Below are 21,191 nucleotides of genomic sequence, written 5' to 3'. Positions count from 1 at the left end.
GGTAGGAATGGGCCCGTGACCGATGACGAGATTGATCCGGAACTGATCGAGCTGGCCGGGAAGGTCTTCGACTGCGCTCGACGCGGTGACGCGGCGGGCCTGGCCGCCCTCGTGGACGCGGGTGTGCCGGTGAACCTCACCAACGACGCGGGCGACACACCGCTCATGCTCGCCACGTATCACGGTCACGGCGCCGCCGTCGCGACGCTGTTGGAGCGGTCGGCCGACCCGAACCGCGCCAACGGCAAGGGCCAAACCCCATTGGCCGGGGCGGTTTTCAAAGGCGAAACGGAGATCGTGCGGCAGCTCGCCGCGGCAGGCGCCGACCCGGACGCGGGCACGCCGTCGGCGCGTGACGCCGCCGTCATGTTCGGCAAGACCGAGCTGCTCGAGCTGTTCGGGGGCTCAGCGCGGCGCTAACCCCGCTTCCGGACAGCGGTGACCGCTTTGCGGGCCGCCACCAGAACCGGGTCCCACACCGGTGAGAACGGTGGTGCGTAGCCGAGGTCCAAGGTGGTCATCTGCTCGACGGTCATCCCGTCGGTCAGTGCGACCGCGGCGATGTCGACGCGCTTGCCCGCACCTTCGCGCCCCACGATCTGCACGCCGAGCAGGCGGCCGGTGTGGCGCTCGGCGAGCATCTTCACCGTCATTGTCGCCGAACCAGGGTAATAGCCCGAACGACTGGTGGATTCGACGGTCACCGCCACGTATTGGAGGCCCGCGGCGCGAGCGTCCTTTTCGCGCAAGCCTGTTCGCGCCACCTCCAGGTCGCATACCTTGCTGACCGCGGTGCCGACCACACCGGGAAAGGTCGCGTATCCCCCGCCGATGCCCGCGCCGATGATCTGACCGTGCTTGTTGGCGTGGGTACCGAGCGGGATATGACGTTCGCGGCCGGAGACCAAATCGAGCACTTCGACGCAATCGCCGCCCGCCCAGACGTTCGTCCGGCCGCGCACCCGCATGGCCAGATCCGTGAGCAGGCCGCCGCGCTCGCCCAGCGGCAAACCGGCCGCGCGGGCCAGCTCCGTTTCCGGACGGACACCGATGCCGAGCACCACGACGTCGGCGGGGTACTCAGCGGTGTCCGTCACTACCGCGGCTACCCGCCCGTTGTCCCCGGTCCGAATTTCGGTCACTTCCGCATGGCACACGATCTTGATGCCCAATCCGCACATCGCGTCACGAACCAAGGCACCCATGTCCGGATCGAGGGTGGACATCGGCTCGGCGCCGCGGTTGACCATCGTGACGTCGTAGCCGCGCCGAATCAACGCCTCCGCCATCTCGACGCCGATGTAGCCGGCACCCACCACAACGGCGCGGTTGCCTTCGGCCCGCTCCAGGGTCTCGATCAGCGCCTGGCCGTCGTCGAGGGTCTGCACACCGTGGACGCCGTCGGCGTCGATGCCGGGCAGCGGCGGGCGGATCGGGCGGGCGCCGGTGGCGATCACGAGGTGGTCGTAGGCCGTCCACGACTCGCCACCGGACGTCAGGTCGCGGGAGCGGACCCGGGAACCGTCGACGTCGATCTCGGTCACCTCGGTACGCAGTCGCAGGTCGATGTCGCGTGCTTGGTGTTCCTCGGGTGTGCGGGCGATCAGGGCGTCCCGGTCGGCTACGTCACCGCCGACCCAGTATGGAATACCGCAGGCGGAGAACGAGGTGAACCGGCCGCGTTCGAAGACGACGATCCCCAACTCGCTCGTATCTTTCATTCTGCGCGCCTGCGAGGCCGCCGACATGCCCGTCGCGTCACCGCCGATGACCACCAGTCGCTCGCTCATAGTCCTCACGCTACGACGGACAGCTACCGGGCGTGTGCCGGGGCAGCGTGACGAACCCGGTCATCCCGCATTCACCGTGTGGTAGTCGCGCTATCCGATTCCGGTGTCACCGCCATTCGCGGATTTCTGGTTGCCATGCGAACCACCCGTGCGTATTACACACTGATCTTCTGGCAAAGCGTTATCAAAAACTGGCCAGATCGTGGTCGGGATTCTCGAATTTCGCCATCAGCTTCACCATCGTCTCCATTCTCACCGCGGATTGGGCAGTTACGGCATCGGTTTTTCACCTTCGTCCTGCTGATTGCGTCGATGCTGGTGCCCGCGGCGAGCGCGCCGACCGCGTACGCGGCGGCCACGTCGAGCGCAACCATTGGTTTGTATATCGTGTACGGCATCCCAGTTCTGCTACGCCAACTGCACAGTGCCCGACACCGCACCGGCCCAAGGCAACTCGGCGCGTGGTATCTGCCGGTCGGTGTGGTCGCGCTGATTTGGATCGTGCTGATCAGCTTCCTGTTCATCCTGCTCATCGACGACCGCCGCTATGCGTGGAACAGCGAGTTCGCTGGAAGCACTGTGAATTACGCGTCTGTCTCCCAGGTCGGCGTGGTAGTCGCGATCGGGAGGTGGCTGATATCGGCGCGAACCTGGTTCACCGGCCGAAGCGGACCGTGAACGAGCCACCCGAACAGGAAGACGAGGCGCGCGTCATCGTCTGACCGACCTGCACGGCCGGGAACCGGCATTTCGAATTTGTCGGTTCCGGCCACTAGGGTTCGTCGGCATGGAAAGGACCAACCTGGCGCGTATTTCACCCACCGGAAGGATTGTGTTCCCGGGAAATCCGTGGCCCGAGGGGCATGCGATCGAGGAATTCGCCTGGACCGGCCGCTTGGATCCGGCCGGTGACCTGTGGTTCGATCTGCACCTGCAGTCCACGGAGTACGATGCCGAACAGGCACCCGACGACGCCGAAGGGGAGCCCGACCACGGTGAGGACCACGAAGACTGGACGTCGCGGATCGTCTGGCAGAACTATCACCGCTGCACACTGTCGTCGACGTACTGGGGCGAGGATGAGGGGACCGGCTTTCGCGCCGCCGAGCCCGGCCGCCCGTTTCTGCTGAAAGCGGCTCAGCCGCAACGGCTGACGGTGGATCCCCTTCCCCTCGCCGAGTTCGACGACGTCGAAGACCTCGCGTTCAACATCTATCTGCTCGGGCACGACTCGGTCGCCGACCAGGAAGTGTTCTTCACCCGACGCGCCGACGGCAGGCATGACATCGATTGGCAGGGCAGGATCGCACTCACCTACTGCGCCCAGTACGAATTCGAGTACGAGTTCCGAGCCCGAATTTCCGGCGTTACACTCGACTTCATCCGGTTTCCCGCGGACATCTCGGCCGAGCAGGCACATCAACAGTTGACCACGGTGCTCGACGCGCCCGAGGAATTCGAGCTCGGCCTCGTCGACGGGCAGCCCGCCTGGGTATCGAAACTGCGGGCTTGACGGATTCGATGCCGGGTAGTGCCGTGGGCCTTTGCGTCATCGGCACGTTTCGCGCGGCTGGGCCTACTGGGGTTGCGGTGAAACTCGGCGAAAAATCCAACGATGTTCGGCATACGCCCTGATCAGGGCATGGTCATCGGCAGTCGGTAGTGGGACGTGCCATGATTGAACACATGACAACCGGAAAGGCCAATGGCCGATAGTCGCAACCTTGCGCTTCATGCAACCCTGCCGGAGCGCTACGCACGAGTCGACGTCCTCGCCTCTACTATCGACCACCGTGGTCGGCTACTAGCCTTGCTTGTCGATCCTGCCCAGGATGGGGCGGCGATCTTGCCGTGGTGCCGCCGTGGGCCTTGGGAGCCACCGATACCGCTTTTCGACGCGACCGTCGTCATCTGCGACGGGGACGACGAGCACCAGATCCCCCTCCACGGCCTCGATCAATGGTTCTCCAAAATCGATGCCTTAGGCGATGGCGTCATTCTGGGCGCTGCACGTATCCCTGCCGCGAATACCCAACAGCCACACGACCGATCTGCCCCGGCGCATGAAACCAATCTGACCCGCAACATCGTTGCCTTCGATGGCGACGGCACGCGAGCGGGGGCTTTCTATGCTGGAGACGGTATCGGGCAGTTGTTGACCGATCCCGGCGGCAAGATCTGGATCAGCTACTTCGACGAAGCCACCTACCGATGCGCCATGCCGGATGGCACGTGGTCAGTCAGCTTCATGGTCGGGCTAGCCCGCTGGAACGACCCTGACGGCACCCCCTGGTTCGCCTACAACGACACCGGCAACGTGGTCGAGTGGTGTGACTGCTACGCGCTCAACGTCGGCCAGGCGCTGGTCCACGCCTGCCCCTACACCAAATTCCTACTAGTCGAGGTCGATGCGAGCGGGGTTCGGTCGATCACACCAAATCCAATTACGGGATGCTCCGGCCTGGCGGTATCGGATTCCGCACTCGCCTTTCTGGATCAATACCGCCGCAACGACACGCCGGTTTGGACGATCCGCAAAGCCCGCGGCCAGGATGGGGTGGTGACCGAGACCGGCACGGAAATCCTGGCTCTGCCCGGCGGCCGGCCACCGGCAGGCTGGGCGCGGGGAAAGATCGGGCGCGACGCGAATCTCTGGTTGCACGAGGACGGCAATCCCCGGCAGTGGTATCGATACGAGATCGACTGTTGATCAACCGCCGCTACACGGGTTGCGGTAGAACTCGCCGAAAATCCCAGGATGTTCAGCATACGCCCTGATCAGGGGGCATGTTCATTGGCAGTCGATAGAGTCCCGCGTCAGATCCTAGAACGTTGCGTCAGATGCGAGTCCGCGCCAAGACGGTGTCCGGAGACCTTCGTTCGCGAGACACCTTCGACGGCTGCACGTTTCCCTAGGTCGAACCTGTGACGCATGCCGTGTACGCGGCAACGTCAAGCGGCGGGGTTGGTGACACATCTGACCGCAGTACTCAGGGACATACCGAACGGGCCAGCAGCGACGTCCAAATCCGTTGTCTTCTCCACGATTACTACCGGGAACCCAACGGGCACCGATTCTCGCTCCTGACTGCCGGTAACTTTCACGTCGTGATCGCTGTCAACGGCCAACCAGTGTTCGGGCCTAGTCAGCGCGGATCCGTTGTAGACACAGCGCCCCACGTTCTGTGCGAACTACCCCTTGGCGTTTGGAGGCGCCAGCTGCCGGACCAGAACATCGGCGCAGTGATTCACGATGTGCCGGCAAGGATCCCTGACACGCCATACGAAGGAGGCCGGAGCGGGCCTCCCGGTCACCTGATCAGCGACCACGGCCATCCAAGCATGCCATCGAAATCCACGGACACTCGATCTTGAAACCAGCCTCCACTGCCGCCCGAATCAGTGGACAAGCACCGTCCGTATCCATGGACGCAGCCAACGCTCGTCTGGACCGGATGGCCGAGACAGCCTCATCATCGGCGAACGACGTCGAAGACGAATCCCTCGATCGTGATTCCTGGCGCGAACGAGAACGCGACGCCCGTCGAGATCGACTTATTCGCCCCTGCCTGGCTGGCGATCCGTTCGAGCACGAAGATGAGTGAGACGCTCGACATGTTTCCGTACTCACCAAGAACGTTCCAGCTCGTCGACGAGGCTTCCGGCGGGAGGCCGAGCGATCGCGCGGATTCGAGCAAGATCTTCGGCCCGCCCGGGTGGATTGCCCACTCATCGATGTCTGGCTGTCGCAATCCATTGCGCCGCAGAACGTCGCCGACGACGGGAGCAACGCCGTTGTAGATGTACTGAGGTACGTTCTCAGACAGCTCGCACGTGATGGCGGTGGGGTTGACGCCGACCGCGATGCCGTCCTCGGTGCCCTCGAACAGGTGGGTGAAGGTGTCCCGGATGACGATCCTCCCGGCTTCGGCCTGCTCTGCGACTCGGTTTGCCCCGATGACGACCGCGCCGCAGCCGTCTCCGAACAGGCTGTGGCTCACCGCGTCGTCGACGTCTTCAACAGGGACGGCATGCACCGAGTTGAGCTCGATGCACAGGACCATCGCCTTCTTGTCCGGGTTGGCCCGCACGAAGTCCGAGGCAGTGCGAATTCCGTTCATCGCGGCCGCGCAGCCCATGAAGTTGACCACCAGGCGAGCGACCGACCGAGGCAGCCCGAGGTCTTCGACGACTGCGACATCAACGCCGGGCGCGATGACGCCGGTACTCGTGGCGAACACGAGAAGTCCGAGGTCGGCCGGGTCGACACCGTCGAGCGCGCGCCGCGCCACATCGACCGCCAGTGGAACGGCGTGGCGGTAGAACAGGTGCATGCGATCCTGGATCGTCGCTGGTTTGCCGCTGGTCGCATGACGTCGAGGATCTAGCGGGTCGACTGCGAATCGCCGGGTGTCGATCATGGTCTTGCGGAAGATGCGTCTGATCCGGGTTTGCTGCTCCGGATCGGTGAATTGCTCAGCTATCCAGTCGGCTGCGACGGATTGGTGGATGACCTGGCTGGGCGCACCGGTCGTGATTGCTTCGATGACGGGTACGGTCGTCCGCGGTGACGACGGAGTTGTGTGTGCGCACGCGTGCACAGCCGTGCTGGTGAGAAGTTCCTGGTCGAGAGCGATTGACATAGAGCCCGTTCTCCTTGAGCGATTGGGGATGCGTACTCCAATCGTCGAAGAGCAAACGCCCGGCAAATAGACACCCCAGGGGTGCGGATCCCCCACCCTGCGTCCAATCTCGACGCCTATGCCGGCTGGCAAGCGCTCTCGGTTCAAGCCTTGCGGCGTAGTCGACGATCCTCACCTCCCGCACCTCACCTGACGGAATACGGACCGCCCGGCGACTGATCGACGAGGGCCGCACGAAGGCGGGGCAGACAGACTGGCACCCCCTCATCGTCTATCTGCTCGCCGCGACCGGAGATGGTACCGCCGAGCGTATCGAGGCGGCGCGGCGGACCAAGAGCGGCGAGTAGATGCCCGATAGCGGTGTCGCAGGCGACGCCGCCACCATCGCGGCCACGGTCCGGCGCTGGTTCGACGCCGGAGCGTATACTGTCGTCCTCGAACCCACCGTCGACGATCCGGATCCGGTGGGATTCATTCGCTTCGCGGGCACCGAGGTCCGCCCACTGCTGGACTGACGACCAAAATTGACCAGGGTGACTCCGTGGGTGTCGGTGGCGTGTTCGGTGATCGGCAGATCGGTTATGTTGCCGAGGATTTCGTCGAGCACGTAGTGGGCTTTCGCGGCGGGTGGCGACGATGACCTTGGTGCCGTATGTGGGCCGAGTGCTGCTACAGAATCCGATACATCCGGTGGTCGATGCGGCCTTGACCGTATTCGCCGTAGCCGACCACGACCAGACCGCACAGCCACGAGTAGCGCTCGTCGGAGGTCTCGAACCTTGGTGTTGGTCGCACGTAGCTCTCGTCGACCGACAGCCGCTGCCCGTCGGCCAGACGCTGACGACCATCGGGCGGGAATCGGAGCACTCCGTTCGACTCATAGTGGATGAGCACACCGTCGTCGGTGCGCAGGGTCGCGCGAACGTCCATACGACTGATCCCGTCGGCTCCCAACCACACCCAGTCACCGCCCCCAGGCAGCATTTCGCCCCGGAAGCCGGGCCCGTGGAAGCGACCGCCCTTGGTCACGAAAGTCATACGGGTACCGAGCGGGGTCGAGATCATCTGGGCTGGCTCCAGATCGATGCTGAGATCGCAGAGATGCTCGACCGGCAACGCATCGAGCAACGCCCGATCGAATATTGGCGTGGTCTTGTCGACTGTGGTCATGCAGCACCCCCGAACGCGGCCTTCAGCTCGGCGAAGTCGAAGAACGTGTCCTTGCGCGCGACGAGACCGTCGGACGCCACCTCGACGACGTCGAGGCAGTGAACGCCCCGACGATCTTCGCCAGGCCGCTGGAACGTCAGTGTCCAGTCCAGAACCCAATGGCCGCTCCCGAAAAGCACACGCCGCTCCTCGAAGCCGAAGCCCGGGTAGAGCTCGAAGACCTGTGCGAACTCACGACGGAGAGCCTCGCGGCCATGGACCGCGGCACCACGACCATGAGCCTGGAACTGCGAGCGTGGGGTGTGCAGAGCAACGATCGCATCGGTGTCGTGCACCTCCCAAGCGGCGAAATATCGCTTCGCGATCGCCAAAAGATCCAGTGTTGTCATTGAAACTCCTCAGGCCGGATCCACCTAAACTAAGGGATACGATCGTACGTGTCAATACGTATGGCCGTATAGTTCGGTACGATCGTATACATGACTCGTATAGGTGACGCACGCCGCGGCGCGATCGTCGATCGCGCGATGCACATCGCATCGGTCGAAGGCATCGAGGGTCTGACGCTCGGACGCCTGGCGGATGCTCTGCGCACCAGCAAAAGCGGCATCCAGGCCCTCTTCGGCACCAAGCAGGAACTCCAACTTTCGATCGTCGCGGCGGCATCGCAGGTCTTCGAGCGCGATGTTCTGCTACCTGCCGAGCGGGAGCCCGCCGGGCTCGCGCATCTGCGTGCGCTGATGTCGTTATGGATCGACTACCTGGAGACATTCGAGGGCGGATGCCTTTTCGTCGCTGCCGCAAGTGAACTCGACGGTCGATCGGGACCCGTCCGAGACGCGGTAGCCGACGCCGTCGCCCGGGCCGACACCCTGCTTCAACGCGACGTCGAACTTGCCCTGCGCCTGCGCGAGCTTCCCTCAGACACGGACGTCGAGCAGCTCGTCTTCGAACTGCACGCCATGGTGCTTCAGGCGAATCACGATCGCCAGCTTCTCCGCCGCAAGGACGCCCTGACCCGCGCCCGTAACGCGGTCAATCGCCTATTGGCGGTCGAGCAGCAAACGACCGAATACCGACTACTTGAATAGCGGTCCCTGCCAGTGGTCGGCTACCCCTACTGGCCGGAGAGATGGCTGGGCAGCACACAGACCGCGTCCAGGCCGAGAACGCGGTTGAGACGGCCGAAGGCCAGCCAGGAGCCGATGCTCATGCTGAGCTCGACCAGTTCGACCTGGCTGTAGTAGGCGAACATCCGGGCCCAGAACTCGTCGTCGATTTTGTGGTGATCGGTGGCGTAGCGCTCGGCGTATTCGGCGGCAAGGCGGGTACGTTCGTCGAAGGCGTCGGTGGTGCGCCAGTTGCAGACAGCGTCGGCGAATTCGGGCTCGACCTTCTTCCCGTCACGCTCGGTGCGCCAGTCCTGGCAGAAGAGGCAACCGTTGATCTGGGCAATGCGCAGCCGCGCCGCTTCGAATTCGCGCAGTCCCAGGGTGCTGTGCGAGTACACCGCCAACGAGAAGTTGGAGGCGGCGATGCCGATGCCGGGAACCATTTCACCCCAGACGTAGCCGATCGGATCCTTCCCCTCCGGAACGTCGATGATCATGTGTGAGTCCTTCCGAGTTTGCCGACCGCGGGGCGCAGTGGGATGTCCAGCGCGTCGTAAAGTCCGGGTTCGGCGGCTACCAGCCAGTCGATTGCGTTCACCAAACGGCCGACGGCCGTGGCATTTCCACCCGCGGACCGGTTGCCGTCCTCGTCGGTGGCCTCGACGGTCACTTCGATGCGTGGGCGGCCCTCGATGATCACGCGGTGCGCGCCCGCGCCGCCGTCCGCGGGCGAGGGCCAGTCGGGGGCGCAGGCCGGATGAATGCGGGTGACGTGTTCGATGACGAGGCGTGGCTCCCCTTCCACAATGCCCTGAACCTCGAACCGCACGGCCCCTTGGGTGCCCGCCTCGAACTCCCCCATGGACGCGGTGGCGACAGCGCTGTCCAGCGCGCGCCGGTCCAGCGTCTCGCGGATCTCTTCGAGTTCGACACCCAGCGACCGCGCCATGAGCCGAATCTGCCCGCCCCACACCATGCTCGGCACCGACGGCGCCAGCATCGGCGGCTGATAGTCCATCGGCTGCCCCATACCGACCAGGTAGCGCACCGAGTCCGGTTGGTCATAGCTGGAGTAGTCGAAGATCTCTTGGCAGCGGATCACCTCGACCCTGCTGCCGAGCCCGCTGACCAGTGCCGGCAGGACGTCGTTGCCCCACCCGGGGTCGACGCCGGAGACGAATAGCGACCCGCCGCCTGCGGCGATGGCGGCCAGCACCGGCTCGCGTACCTCAGCCGGGGCATTGCGCGGGTCGTAAAGTGCGTAGAGCGCGGGCGTGACGACTACCGCGCCCGCGCGGAGTGCGCGCACGATGTCGGCGAATGCGTCGTCGGGGCGGATATCGCCGGATGCCGCGTAGACCACGGCGTCCGGCGCCGCGGCGAGTGCACCGTCGATGTCGTCGCTCGCCGCGACACCGAGTGCATAGTCGACTCCGCCGAGCTCGCCCGCATCGCGGCCGACCTTGTCAGGGTTGTGGACGAGCACGCCCGTCAGCCGCAGCGCCGGGTGGGACTCGACGGCGCGGATGGCCGCCCGGCCGATATTGCCGGTGCCCCAGACCACTGTGGAGATCATTCGCCGAGCGTAGCAAGCGCTTGGTCGGCTGTATGCGCTTCCATCGCAACCGAACGCGCTTCCGCCTGTCGCGGCGATCACTACGCTGCCCGACCATATGGCGCCGCCGGACTGAGATTTCCGTGGCCCACCGTCGGTCTCGGCCTGGCGGCAGCGATACGATGACGTTATGGCGTGCCCCGCCCCGCCAGGTCCGGAGGCGGCGGCCGAATCCGACCGCCCGCCGGGAAAATCGCGGGTCACCCGGGTCGCTGACGTAGTGGAGCGCTTTGCCGACGCGTGGCGCACGGCGGCTACACCGCCGAAGCTGGCCGCCTACCTCCCGGATTCCCCCGCGATCCGCCGCGTGTCGCTGATCGAATTGATCAAGGTGGACCTGGCCAACCGGTGGGGGCTCGGCAAAGCGCCGAAGCGGCTGGCCGATTACGTCGAGGAACTGCCGGAATTGCGTACCTGGCCGCTGCCGCCGGATCTGATCTACGAGGAATTCCACGTCCGCAAGCAGGCGGGTGGCTCGGTGGCGGTCGCCGAGTACACCGCGGCCTACCCCGAACAGGGCGACGAGCTCTCGGAGATGCTCACCACCGACGACTACCACAGCACGGTGATGACGGCCCCGGCCGAGCCGACGAACCTCGATGACCTCGCCGTCGGACAGAAGATCGACGACTTCGACCTGATGACCGGTCTCGGACGAGGCAGCTTCGCCCGGGTCTTCTTGGCCAGGCAACGGTCGATGCAGCGGTTGGTCGCGGTGAAGATCTCCCGCGACAGGGGCACTGAGCCACAGACGCTGGCCCAGCTCGACCACGATTATATCGTGCGGGTCTTCGACCAGCGGGTGCTGGAGAGCCGGAAGTTGCGCCTGCTCTACATGCAGTACGTGCCTGGTGGCACGTTGTTCACTGTGCTCCAGCGCGTCCGTGCGACGCCACATGCTCAGCGCAGTGGCACGATGCTGCTCGAGGTGATCGACCAAGTGCTTGCCGCGAAGGGCGAGATCCAGCCCACCGACTCGCCACAGCGGGCGGAGCTGGCCGAGTTGTCCTGGCCAGAGACCGTCGCGTGGCTCGGGCGCCGGCTCGCCGAGGCGCTCGACTACGCAGGCAACGCTGGCGTGCTGCACCGCGACGTCAAACCGGCCAATGTCCTGCTCACCGCAGATGGCGTCCCTAAGCTGGCCGACTTCAACATCAGTTTCAGCGGCAACGTCTCCGGCGACAACCCCGTCGCCTACTTCGGCGGTTCGCTGGCGTACATGTCACCAGAGCAGCTCGCCGCGCTGCACCCCGACCTGCCGATTACGGCCCAGGATCTTGATACTCGCAGTGATCTCTACGCCCTGGCCGTCGTGCTGTGGGAATTGCTCACCGGACGCAAGCCGTTCGACGACGATGCCGTGACCGGCGGTGACCGTGCCACCCTGGAAGGAATGTTGAAGCGCCGCCGACCTCGTAGCTCTCAGGCGCTGCCCTATGCGGATCTCCCCCCGGATTGCCCAGAGGCGTTGCAGCGCGCCCTCGTTCGGGCGCTCGAGCCCGAACCAGAAAACCGCTGGTCGCGAGGTGCCGACATGGCCCAGCAGCTGCAAGTCTGCCTCGACGCCCGCGCCCGCGACCTCGTCGACCCGCCGCCGACAAGCTGGCGCCTGCGCGCCCGGATGCTGATGCACCCGATCATGGCGCTGGCCATCGCCATACCGAATGCGCTCGCGATCCTCTACAACTACAACCACAATCGCAGTTTGATCATCGACAAACTCGACGTTCAGGCCCAACACCGCTTCGAGCAGATCACGCTCGCAACCTATGGGGTCGGCTTTCTGATCGGCTTCGTCGTCATCAACATACTGGTCGCCAGACTTTGGTCGATCGCCCGTGGCCTGCGCAGGGGCCGGTCCTATGACGCGGAAACACTCGCCCGAGCCAGGACTGGAACGCTACGGCTCGGCAAACGCACCGTGTTGACCTGCTGTGCGTTGTGGGCGATCACAGGCGTGGTGGTCCCCGTGATAATGGAGGCTACCGGCAACAATATCGCCGGCGAGTCCTACGTTTACTTCTTCATCACTCAAATCGTGTGTGGCGTTGCGATGGCCTATCCCTACTTCCTGGTCAACTTCTACGCGGTGCGGTCGCTGTATCCCATGTTCATCCCGCACGGCGGACTCGGCGCCCAGGATGCACACCGCCTGCGGCAACTCGAGGTACGCAGCACGTACTTCCTGGCCGCCGCCGCAGCGGTGCCACTGCTGGGCGTCGCGGGCGCGACCTTCATTCCGCCACAGGACATTGCCGCCGTCATCGTGACGCTGCGGCTACTCTGCATCGGCAGTGCACTGGCTTTCGTCGGCGTGTATTGGCTGTTCCGGATACTCGAAAAGGACCTCGCCGCGCTGGAACGCATCGCCGCACGCGGGGCTTGATCGCCGGGGGTTCGGCGGGCAGGGTCGAGGAGGCGTCGCGTGACGATGCCAGGTGGAGGGTGCGGCTTGACCGCGATTCTGGAATCCCACTTCCGTTGGGAGGAGCGGCGGCTGACGCAGGCCTTGAATCCCTCACCGTTGGCGGGGAAACCGCCGGTGAACTGCTCGCTATCGATGTCCCGTCGTGACGTAACGGGACGTCCAGGATTGAGGCACAGTCGTAATGCGCGGCTAGTACGGTATATCCCACACCACAGCGCAGGGGGCCAGGCACGGATCGAGCGAGAGGCGGGCAGGCACGACAATGAACAAGCCATATTCATCGTGGGCTGCGCGGAACTCGTCCGAAGAGTTACCCCTCGCCGGCCGTTATCAGAGCGCCGAACCCATCGTCTGGCACGGCAGCATGGTTTACCCCATGTACACCGAGCAGGTGGGGCCCGCGCCCACTACCGTCACCGTGACGTTGCTGTCCGCAGCACCGCCCGCCGGACTGCGCGGGTTGGGAATGGGCCTGTCCGTTGTCGAGGGCTACGTGGATCTGCACGGACGCTCGCTCGCCGGGGTCGACGCATGGAGCGATGCACTCGCTGCGGGCGTCAGCTTCGACGTGACGCCGACGGCGCCGGGCACGCTGGTGACACTCACCCCCGTATGGGTGGACGAATTCGGGACCCAGAAGTCCTGGGTCGGCAACTACGGCATCGTGATCGAGCACCAGCCCGACGGTCGAATCGTCCTGTGGTGCAGCATCGGGGAGGGACCGCCGAACTTCGCGAACCTCGTCGTGGAGGTGCATACCGCTCCCGCGGTTGTCACACCGAACGAATCGATCCCGAGCGCGCCCGCCACGACACCGATCGCCACGGGCACGCCCTCCAGTCAGTCCCCTTCCTCGGCCGGTCCGCCCACCGCACCGACGATGCCCGTTTCCCGTATCGACGTGGGCCCGCCGCCAAACGCACCCTCCTCGCCCACCGGCCGACCTCCTTCCAACCCGCTATCGTCCACGAACGGCGATCCAGCTTTGAACGGGCAAGCGGCGCAAGACACCTCCGCCCGACGGGCCGGCACACTCTTCACGAACACGCAGTCGTCACGAACTGCGCAGCCCGCCACGGATACCCAGCGCCCTGCGCCGACCCCGCAGGTCTCCGACACCCGAACCGCTCCGGCCTCGAGGCCTCGGTCCAGCGAAAAGTACGCCGCCGATATCCCTCGGCCCGAGGCCGACTCGGAACAGTCGGGCGACCCTGGCTATCGAAGCGCCCTTTACGACCTGGGCGTCGCAATGCAGAGCCGCGGCGAGGAGGAACAGGCGTGCGGGCTCTGGACACAAGCCGCCGAGGCCGGGCATGCGGTCGCCGCCTACGAGCTCGGCATGGTCCGATACCGGCGTGGTGATCCGGTCGGGGCCGAACACTGGTGGCGCGCCGCCGCCGACCGCCGTGAGCCTCGTGCGATGGCCGGACTCGCCGAACTGCTCGACCAGCAGGGCAACCACGACGAGGCCGTGGCCTGGCGGAGCTTCGCGGCCAAGGGGCAAGCCGTCGACGTGGTCGGACAGCCGACATCCGGCTGATTCCCGCCCCAATTCCGATGTGGGCCGAACCGATTCGATCGCTGGGGACGACCACGAATCGACGTACTGACTCTGCGTACCTTGGCCAGCGGGCACGCGCAACGTCAGGGTGCGCGCGCTCTCGGTCTCGAACCTAGCCGCGACGGGTTCGGCCACCCTGCCATCGCGTGTCAGATCAACACGGGCTGTCGGCGGCCGGTGGCGTGGGGCGAAAAACAATTCGCCAGGGGATGGGGGCATCTTGTACGTTTCGGAATATGGGTGGCAGTTCAGGTGTGAACGGGGCGTGCGCGGTCGGCGCATACTTCATCCGACTGCGTACGGAGGCCCGGGCTCTGCCGGCGCACCGTATCGCTTCGATTTCCTGATCCGGCTGATCGAAATCCGCGCAGGCGGCCGATAGCGGCCGTCTGACCCGTTGTGCCCTGGAGTAGGTCCGGGCGAATCAACTTTCCTGATTCGACCACTCCGTTCGGAGGACACTCATGTCCCGCCACCATTCCGTTTCGCGTGCCCGCGACAGCCATGTCCGCACTACGAGCACGCGAAAGCGGCTGTCCCAGAACTTCCTCACCGATGCGCGCGCCGCACATCTGATCGTGCACGCGTCCGGCGTCACCACCGAAGACCTCGTGCTGGAGATCGGCCCCGGCGACGGCATGCTGACCAGGCAGCTACTGGGTGTGGCAGGCCGGATCCTCGCCTACGAGAAGGACCCGCACTACGTAACCCTGCTGAGCAGAAGATATGCGAATAATCCACGAATACGTCTGTTCCACCAGGATTTTCGCACGGTCCGCGCACCGAGGGAACCGTTTGCCGTCGTAGCCAACGTGCCGTTCGCCATCACGACCGACATCGTGCGCTGGTGCCTCACCGCCCGGCACCTCACCGCCGCGACCCTGCTCACCCAGGTGGAGTTCGCGCGCAAGCATTCCGGCGACTACGGGCGATGGACCAAACTCACCATCGGCCACTGGCCCACTGTGGCGGTCGAATTGGGCGCGCGGATCGGCAGGCACAGCTTCCATCCGGTGCCGCGGGTGGACACGGCGATTCTGCGCCTGCGCAGACGCCCCGATCCCCTGCTTCCGCGCGAGCTGATCGGTGACTACCGCAGGGTGGTCGCGCTGGGATTCTCCGGAGTCGGCGGCTCCCTGGCGGCGTCGCTGCGTCGGGAGTTCCTCACCTCCGCCGTGCGCGCAGCCTGCGCGGCGGCCGGGATTCCGCACGACCAGCCGGTCGGCCTGGTCTCTCCAGATCGCTGGACTACCCTATACCGCGCATTGCGTGCATGACCGGAAGCAGCCCGCCGACCAGTCGCGAACCACGGCACTGTCGATACCGGCGTCGCCAATCGAATCGTCCCGGTGCACGGCCCCGCTCCTGCCGGGCGGGCGACACCGGGACGGTCACGTCACGCCGAGAGTGGCGTGAAGTCGCGGCTGCCGATGTATGCGGGCCGCGGGGCCGGCGCGGCGAACGGCTCCACGAGGGTGTTCTCCACACTGTTGAACACCAGGAAAATGTTCGCGCGCGGGAACGGCGTGATGTTGTTCGACGACCCATGCATCAGATTGGAGTCGAACAGCAGTGCCGATCCAGCCCTGCCGGTGAACTGGCTGATCCCGTACTGCTTCGCGAGCGAGGTGATGTCCTCGGTCGTCGGCACGCCGATCTCCTGCTCCTGCAACGACTCCCGATAGTGCTCGGCCGGGGTACTGCCGAGGCAGGGCACGAAGGTGCGGTGCGAGCCAGGCATCACCATCAGGCTGCCGTTGATCGGATAGTTGTCGGTCAGCGCGATCGACAGGCTCACCGCGCGCGGCGCAGGCATGCCGTCCTCGGCGTGCCAGGTCTCGAAATCCGAGTGCCAGTAGAAACCCGTGCCACGGAAGCCGGGCATGTAGTTGACCCGGCTCTGGTGCACATACACCTCCGACCCCAGTACCTGTCTGGCCAGCCCGACGACGCGTTCCTCCCGCGCCAGCTCGGCGACCGCGGAGCTGAGCTTGTGCACCTCGAAGATCGAGCGCACCCGGTTCGACGACTTCTCCACGATGAGCCGGTCGTCGTCGCGCAGCGCGGGATCCTCCGCGAGCCGGTGGATCTCGGCGCTGAACTCGGCCACCTCAGCCGGCGTCAGCAGCGCGTCGAGGATGGCGAAGCCGTCGGTGTCGAACGCGGCCAACTCCTTGCTGTCTACCGTGCCCCAGACCGCGGGGTCGGCGCGCTCCAGATGTGGGGCGGGCACGCCGAGCCGAGTCGGGTAGCGATCGAACCGAGCGGTCTGGAGTCGAGAATTGGTGTGCTGCAAAACCATTACTGTTCTTATCCTCCGATCGTCGTCGTGGCGACCAGCGGGTAGACGCCGTCGCTGTCGTGAACCTCCTGCCCTGTGACCGGAGGGTTGAACACGCACATCATCCGCATCGTGCTGCGCACCTCGAGCCGGTGGCGTTCGTGTCCGTCGAGCAGGTACATCGACCCGGGCACGAGCTCGTAGGTGACGCCGTTGTCCAGGTCGGTCAACGTGCCCTCGCCCTCGATGAGCCACACCGCCTCCACGTGGTAGCGGTAGTGGAACTCGTGCACGGTGCCTGCTTCGATGGTGGTCTCGTGGAAGGAGAAACCCACGCCGTCGCCGCCGAGGACGATGCGCTTGCTGCGCCATCCCTCTCCCGCCACGTCGCGTTCGGTGCCGGTGATCTCCGCGGTGGTGCGCACGATCACGCGACCACCTCCACGCCACCACACACGGCGTCGACAGCGCCGGTGAGGATGCGCAGGCCCTGGTCGAGCTCCTGCTCGGTGATGGTCAATGGCGGCAACAGCTTTACCACCTCGTCTGTGGAACCGGAGGTCTCCACCAGTAGACCTCGCTCGAACGCGATCTGGCAAACCTTGCTCGCCTGCGACGGGTCATCGAACACGACGCCGTGCACAAGGCCGCGTCCTCTGGTCGAGACGCCGGGAAAGCACCCGGCAAGCTCGCTCAGTGTGCGTTCGATCCGCTCGCCTTTCGCCTGCGTCGCGGCCTGGAGGGCGCCATCGGACCAGAAGTGCCGCAGCGCGGTCGTCGCGGTGACGAACGCGGGGTTGTTGCCGCGGAAGGTGCCGTTGTGCTCACCGGGCGCCCACTGATCGAGTTCGGGCTTGAGCAGCACCAGCGCCATCGGCAGACCGTAGCCGCCGATCGACTTCGACAGCGTCACGATGTCGGGGGTGATGCCCGCGACCTCGAAGGAGAAGAACGGGCCGGTTCGACCGCAGCCCATCTGCACGTCGTCGACGATCAGCAGAATCTCACGGGCCGCGCAGAGCCCGGCGAGGTGGCGCAGCCACTCGGCGCGCGCGACATTGACGCCGCCCTCGCCCTGCACCGTCTCCACGATCACAGCGGCGGGTCGGTCGACGCCGGACGAGCTGTCGTCGAGCACCTTCTCCATCCACTGGAAGTCGGCGGTGGTGCCATCGAAGTAGCCGTCGTAGGGCATGTGCGTCGCGTGCACCAACGGGACACCGGCACCCGCCCGCTTGGCCGCGTTGCCGGTTACCGACAACGCGCCCAGTGTCATCCCGTGGAAGGCGTTGGTGAAGCTGACGATCGTCTCGCGGCCGGTGATCTTGCGAGCCAGCTTGAGCGCCGCCTCGACGGCATTGGCGCCGGTCGGGCCGGGGAACTGGACCTTGTAGTCCAGTCCACGAGGGGTGAAGAGGGTGTCGCGCAGCGTCTCCAGCAGTTCTCGTTTGGCCGCGGTCGACATGTCCAGACCGTGCGTGATGCCGTCACCGGCGATGTAGTCCAGCAGCGAGCGCTTGAGCACGTCGTTGTTGTGGCCGTAGTTCAGCGCACCGGCACCTGCGAAGAAGTCGAGGTAGTCCCTGCCCTCCTCGTTGCGCAGCCAGCTGCCCTTCGCGGTGGTGAACACGGTGGGCCAGGCGCGGCAGTAACCGCGCACGTTCGACTCCAGACTCTCGAAAACGGTGGTGTCGGCGTTGATCATCGGTAATCCTCCTCGGTGGTGCGGGCAGTCGGTGCGATGCGGTACAGCTCCTCGGGTGCATGGCTGTCCGGGAAGACGGCGGCATCGAACAAGGGGTACTTGCTGATGGCGGCTTCCCTCACCCGGGCTACCGACCTGAACATGGCGATGGATGCGGTGTTGTCCGGCGAGATCGTCGTCTCCAGCACCGAAACTCCTTTCGCTGAAACGCTGTTCAGCAACGTGTGCAGCAGCTCGGCGCCGGTACCGCGGCCGCGCTGCGAGCGCTCCACCGCGACCTGCCAGACGAAGACGGTATCTGGAGCCTGCGGGCGGACGAATCCGATGACGTATCCCACGATGCGGCCGTTGAGCTCGGCGACCACGGAGGTTCCCGCGAAATCTCGGCACCAGAGCAGATACGCGTAGCTCGAGTTGGCGTCGAGCACCGCGGAGTCCTTGGCGATACGCCACATCTGGGCGCCGTCGCCCAGGCGGGGGGTGCGCAGGACCACAGCTGGTCCGGTGTCTTTCGGTGTCGGGTTCGAACCCAGGGCGGCCGCCGCGCTCTCGACGCGCGATCGCTCGATCTCCGCTGCGGACAGGGTTGGCGGTGACATACAACTCCCTCGTCGGGCCAGCAGTACTTATCCAGGCTTGCGAAGCGACTTTGAGGTGAACCTGTCGACTTCTTTACGGTTGTGTTACGGATGCATGTCGTCCAACCGGGGCAGGCGCACAACGAACCGCGCGCCGCCACCGGAGCGCTCGGTGCATTCGACGTGGCCGCGGTGCGTGGCGACGGTCTCTGCGACCAGCGCGAGGCCGATGCCCGTCCCGGTGGCGGAGCGGCGGCCACTGCGCGCGGTCGCGAAACGTTCGAATATGCGAAGCCGGTCTGCGGGTGGTACGCCAGGACCGGCGTCGTCGACGATGATCACCGCGTCGGTGCCGTCGCGGCTCGCGGTGACCGCCACCACGCCGCCGCCGTGCCGGTCCGCGTTGTGCAGCAGGTTGGCCACCGCACGTTCCAACTCCAGCTTGCGACCGCGCACGGTGACGTCCTGGGTCACCGTGAGCAGCTCCGCGGGATAGCGGCGATCGGCCAGCGTATGGGTCAGCAGATCGCGCACAGACAGCGGCTCGGCGTCGCCGTGATGCATCCCTGCCTCGACCCGGGCGAGGGCGAGCAGGTCGTCCAGCAACCTGCGCAGGTGATCGACCTCGTCGGTGATCAGGCCGAGCGCGCGCCGCGAGCGTTCGGGCAGATCGTCGCGGTGCCGGTTGAGCACGTCGACGCTGGCCATCAACGTGGTCAGCGGCGTGCGCAGCTCGTGACTGACATCGCCGAAGAGCCGGTGTTCACGCTCGATACGACGCTGCAGTGAGTCCACCATCGTGTTGAACGACTCGACGGTGATCGCCAGGTCGTGATCCGGGGTGGAAGACAGCCGCAGGTCCAAATCGCCGGAGGCGATCCGTGCCGCCGTCCCGGCGAGCTGGTGCAGCGGGGTCAGCACGCGTCGGCTCGCCCACCATCCCACGGCCGCGCCGATCAGCGTGACCACGATGGCACAGCCGATCAGCACATTGCGCAGCAGATCCAGATCGGAATTGAGATCGCCGGACTGCTCGGTGCTCGAGTGCGACCGCTGGGCTTCCAGATAGCTGCGACTGATGAGGAACACCGATACGACAAGAACGAGCGACATCAGCGCGGCGATCGCCGCGAACGCAGCGGTCACCCGGCCGCGCAGGCTCCACGCGTTCGGGCTCCAGTGCTTCGGGTCCAGAGAGCTCAGCGCCGAACATCGAGTCGGTAGCCGAGGCCGCGCACCGTCACGACGATGCGCGGATCGGACGGATCCCGTTCGATCTTGGTGCGCAGTCTGCGCATATGGACGTCCACAATGCGCTCGTCACCGAAGAATCCGCGATCCCACACCCGTTCGAGCAGAACTGTGCGGCTGAGTACCCGGCCTGGCGCCTCCGCCAGTTCGCACAGCAACCGGAACTCGGTAAGTGTGAGCCGGATCTCCTCGTCGCCGCGCCGGACCACGCCGCTGTCCTGCGCGAGCACCAACGGCGCTGCGTCGTCGGCGTCGAGAACCATCTCCTGCGGCGTCTCGCGCTCGGCGGTGATCCGTGCGCGACGGCGTACCGCGCGCATACGGGCGGTGATCTCCTTGATCTCGAACGGCTTGGTGACGAAATCGTCGGCGCCCGCCTCCAGCGCGGCCACCACGTCGTGGGTGTCGTCGCGGGCGCTGACCACAATGATCGGCACGTCGTGGTCACGGCGGATCTCCCGGATGCATTCGAATCCGTCCATACCGCCGAGCATCAGGTCGACGATCATCACATCGGGGACGCCGTTGCTGCGCAGATGGGTGAGGGCGTCCTCGGCTTCCCCCGCCTCATCGACGTCGTAGCCCTCGTCTTCCATGGCGAGTCGTAATGCGCCACGGACCCGGTCGTCGTCTTCCACGATCATCAGGTTTGCGCTCAAGACCTTATCCCTTGCAGACATGCGGATCCGTGCCATATGCGGAGAATCGCATCCCCATACCGACGCGACATTCCGCTTTCGAGCAACCTTGCCTGGTTACGTTTACCCGAACATACCGTCCGGTAAACCCGGCGGGCAGCCGCGCTCATCCGCCGCCGACCGCGCCGCCAACGGCCGTTGGAGCGGTGATCGGGCCGAAGACGGTCGAGCGTGACTCACCGTTCGGTGACAGCCAGACCGGCCGTGTCGCTACCCAACTCGATTCGGCCAGAACGTCTCTGCCCGCGCGGGGCATTGCTCGGCGGCGGCGCCGAGCGCCGGGCCCAAGGCCGAACATTGCCCCACTCGCTCTCTGCGGAGTCGAGGTCGATTCAGGTGCACCGGTGACCGGGCTCACG

The 21,191-nt window shown here is 65.6% G+C and carries 21 protein-coding genes and 1 pseudogene; 9 read left to right on the top strand and 13 right to left on the bottom strand.

What is annotated here, in order from left to right; translation table 11 throughout:
* The first annotated feature begins 15 nt into the window (after window positions 1–15).
* Window positions 16–420, top strand: a complete 405-nt coding sequence (locus tag OH799_RS04745; RefSeq protein ID WP_406276151.1) for an ankyrin repeat domain-containing protein — start codon at window positions 16–18, stop codon at window positions 418–420.
* Here OH799_RS04745 and OH799_RS04740 read toward each other — a convergent pair.
* Window positions 417–1,790 (bottom strand): FAD-dependent oxidoreductase, encoded by a 1,374-nt coding sequence (locus OH799_RS04740; RefSeq protein WP_406276149.1) that lies wholly within the window; start codon window positions 1,788–1,790, stop codon window positions 417–419. The two genes, OH799_RS04745 and OH799_RS04740, sit on opposite strands and share 4 nt — an antisense overlap.
* A gap of 312 nt (window positions 1,791–2,102) precedes the next feature.
* Between OH799_RS04740 and OH799_RS04735 the strand changes: the two genes are divergently transcribed.
* The 3 genes from OH799_RS04735 (at window position 2,103) to OH799_RS04725 (ending at window position 4,500) form a co-directional block, all read left to right on the top strand.
* A complete protein-coding gene (locus tag OH799_RS04735; RefSeq protein ID WP_406276147.1) occupies window positions 2,103–2,468 on the top strand; it encodes a hypothetical protein in 366 nt (121 codons plus the stop codon).
* Between the two features lie 109 nt (window positions 2,469–2,577).
* Window positions 2,578–3,303, top strand: a complete 726-nt coding sequence (locus OH799_RS04730) for a hypothetical protein (RefSeq protein WP_406276145.1) — start codon at window positions 2,578–2,580, stop codon at window positions 3,301–3,303.
* 192 nt (window positions 3,304–3,495) lie between these two features.
* Window positions 3,496–4,500 (top strand): hypothetical protein, encoded by a 1,005-nt coding sequence (locus OH799_RS04725; protein ID WP_406276143.1) that lies wholly within the window; start codon window positions 3,496–3,498, stop codon window positions 4,498–4,500.
* A gap of 763 nt (window positions 4,501–5,263) precedes the next feature.
* Here OH799_RS04725 and OH799_RS04720 read toward each other — a convergent pair.
* Complete coding sequence (locus tag OH799_RS04720) at window positions 5,264–6,433, bottom strand: type III polyketide synthase (protein ID WP_406276141.1); 1,170 nt, start codon at window positions 6,431–6,433, stop codon at window positions 5,264–5,266.
* Window positions 6,434–6,780: 347 nt separating this feature from the next.
* Here OH799_RS04720 and OH799_RS04715 point away from each other — a divergent pair, with 347 nt between their 5' ends.
* The gene (locus tag OH799_RS04715; protein WP_406282943.1) at window positions 6,781–6,948 is read left to right on the top strand and encodes a hypothetical protein; all 168 of its coding nucleotides are present in this window, start codon (window positions 6,781–6,783) and stop codon (window positions 6,946–6,948) included.
* Between the two features lie 2 nt (window positions 6,949–6,950).
* Here OH799_RS04715 and OH799_RS04710 read toward each other — a convergent pair.
* From OH799_RS04710 to OH799_RS04700, 3 genes and pseudogenes are all read right to left on the bottom strand, one after another.
* Window positions 6,951–7,089 (bottom strand): annotated as a pseudogene (locus OH799_RS04710) (Tn3 family transposase); the annotation flags it as partial.
* 13 nt (window positions 7,090–7,102) lie between these two features.
* Window positions 7,103–7,603, bottom strand: coding sequence for a DUF3237 domain-containing protein (locus tag OH799_RS04705; protein ID WP_406276139.1), 501 nt, complete (start codon window positions 7,601–7,603; stop codon window positions 7,103–7,105).
* Window positions 7,600–7,992: a nuclear transport factor 2 family protein gene (locus OH799_RS04700; RefSeq protein ID WP_406276137.1), complete on the bottom strand. Its 393-nt coding sequence runs from the start codon at window positions 7,990–7,992 to the stop codon at window positions 7,600–7,602. Before OH799_RS04700 ends, OH799_RS04705 begins: the two co-directional genes overlap by 4 nt.
* Before the next feature lie 90 nt (window positions 7,993–8,082).
* Here OH799_RS04700 and OH799_RS04695 point away from each other — a divergent pair, with 90 nt between their 5' ends.
* Window positions 8,083–8,694 carry a TetR/AcrR family transcriptional regulator gene (locus OH799_RS04695; RefSeq protein WP_406276135.1) on the top strand — a complete coding sequence of 204 codons (612 nt, stop codon included), beginning with the start codon at window positions 8,083–8,085 and terminating at the stop codon, window positions 8,692–8,694.
* 26 nt (window positions 8,695–8,720) lie between these two features.
* Here OH799_RS04695 and OH799_RS04690 read toward each other — a convergent pair whose 3' ends face one another.
* Complete coding sequence (locus OH799_RS04690; protein WP_406276133.1) at window positions 8,721–9,212, bottom strand: carboxymuconolactone decarboxylase family protein; 492 nt, start codon at window positions 9,210–9,212, stop codon at window positions 8,721–8,723.
* A complete protein-coding gene (locus OH799_RS04685; RefSeq protein WP_406276131.1) occupies window positions 9,209–10,291 on the bottom strand; it encodes a dihydrodipicolinate reductase in 1,083 nt (360 codons plus the stop codon). Before OH799_RS04685 ends, OH799_RS04690 begins: the two co-directional genes overlap by 4 nt.
* Before the next feature lie 169 nt (window positions 10,292–10,460).
* On the opposite strand from OH799_RS04685, the gene OH799_RS04680 reads away from it, so the two are divergent.
* The 3 genes from OH799_RS04680 (at window position 10,461) to erm (ending at window position 15,596) form a co-directional block, all read left to right on the top strand.
* Window positions 10,461–12,716, top strand: a complete 2,256-nt coding sequence (locus OH799_RS04680; RefSeq protein WP_406276129.1) for a serine/threonine-protein kinase — start codon at window positions 10,461–10,463, stop codon at window positions 12,714–12,716.
* 406 nt (window positions 12,717–13,122) lie between these two features.
* Window positions 13,123–14,298 (top strand): hypothetical protein, encoded by a 1,176-nt coding sequence (locus tag OH799_RS04675; protein WP_406276127.1) that lies wholly within the window; start codon window positions 13,123–13,125, stop codon window positions 14,296–14,298.
* A 485-nt stretch (window positions 14,299–14,783) separates the two neighbouring features.
* The gene (gene erm / locus OH799_RS04670; protein WP_406276125.1) at window positions 14,784–15,596 is read left to right on the top strand and encodes a 23S ribosomal RNA methyltransferase Erm; all 813 of its coding nucleotides are present in this window, start codon (window positions 14,784–14,786) and stop codon (window positions 15,594–15,596) included.
* Window positions 15,597–15,715: 119 nt separating this feature from the next.
* On the opposite strand, the gene thpD is transcribed toward erm, so the two are convergent.
* From thpD to OH799_RS04640, 6 genes are all read right to left on the bottom strand, one after another.
* On the bottom strand, window positions 15,716–16,621 hold the full coding sequence (thpD, locus tag OH799_RS04665) for an ectoine hydroxylase (protein ID WP_406276123.1): 906 nt from the start codon (window positions 16,619–16,621) through the stop codon (window positions 15,716–15,718).
* Window positions 16,622–16,629: 8 nt separating this feature from the next.
* Window positions 16,630–17,031 carry an ectoine synthase gene (locus tag OH799_RS04660; RefSeq protein ID WP_357264818.1) on the bottom strand — a complete coding sequence of 134 codons (402 nt, stop codon included), beginning with the start codon at window positions 17,029–17,031 and terminating at the stop codon, window positions 16,630–16,632.
* The gene (gene ectB / locus OH799_RS04655; protein WP_406276121.1) at window positions 17,028–18,305 is read right to left on the bottom strand and encodes a diaminobutyrate--2-oxoglutarate transaminase; all 1,278 of its coding nucleotides are present in this window, start codon (window positions 18,303–18,305) and stop codon (window positions 17,028–17,030) included. The genes OH799_RS04660 and ectB overlap by 4 nt, the downstream gene beginning before the upstream one ends.
* Window positions 18,302–18,904: a diaminobutyrate acetyltransferase gene (gene ectA / locus OH799_RS04650; RefSeq protein ID WP_406276119.1), complete on the bottom strand. Its 603-nt coding sequence runs from the start codon at window positions 18,902–18,904 to the stop codon at window positions 18,302–18,304. The genes ectB and ectA overlap by 4 nt, the downstream gene beginning before the upstream one ends.
* Window positions 18,905–18,988: 84 nt before the next feature.
* A complete protein-coding gene (locus OH799_RS04645) occupies window positions 18,989–20,029 on the bottom strand; it encodes a sensor histidine kinase (RefSeq protein WP_406276117.1) in 1,041 nt (346 codons plus the stop codon).
* Between the two features lie 53 nt (window positions 20,030–20,082).
* A complete protein-coding gene (locus tag OH799_RS04640; RefSeq protein WP_357264826.1) occupies window positions 20,083–20,793 on the bottom strand; it encodes a response regulator transcription factor in 711 nt (236 codons plus the stop codon).
* Between the last annotated feature and the right edge of the window lie 398 nt (window positions 20,794–21,191).

The sequence above is a fragment of the Nocardia sp. NBC_00881 genome (genome assembly GCF_045207455.1).
Taxonomy (GTDB): Bacteria; Actinomycetota; Actinomycetes; order Mycobacteriales; family Mycobacteriaceae; genus Nocardia.
Note: the sequence above shows the minus strand (reverse complement) of the source record. Positions and strands in the feature narration are given on the sequence as shown.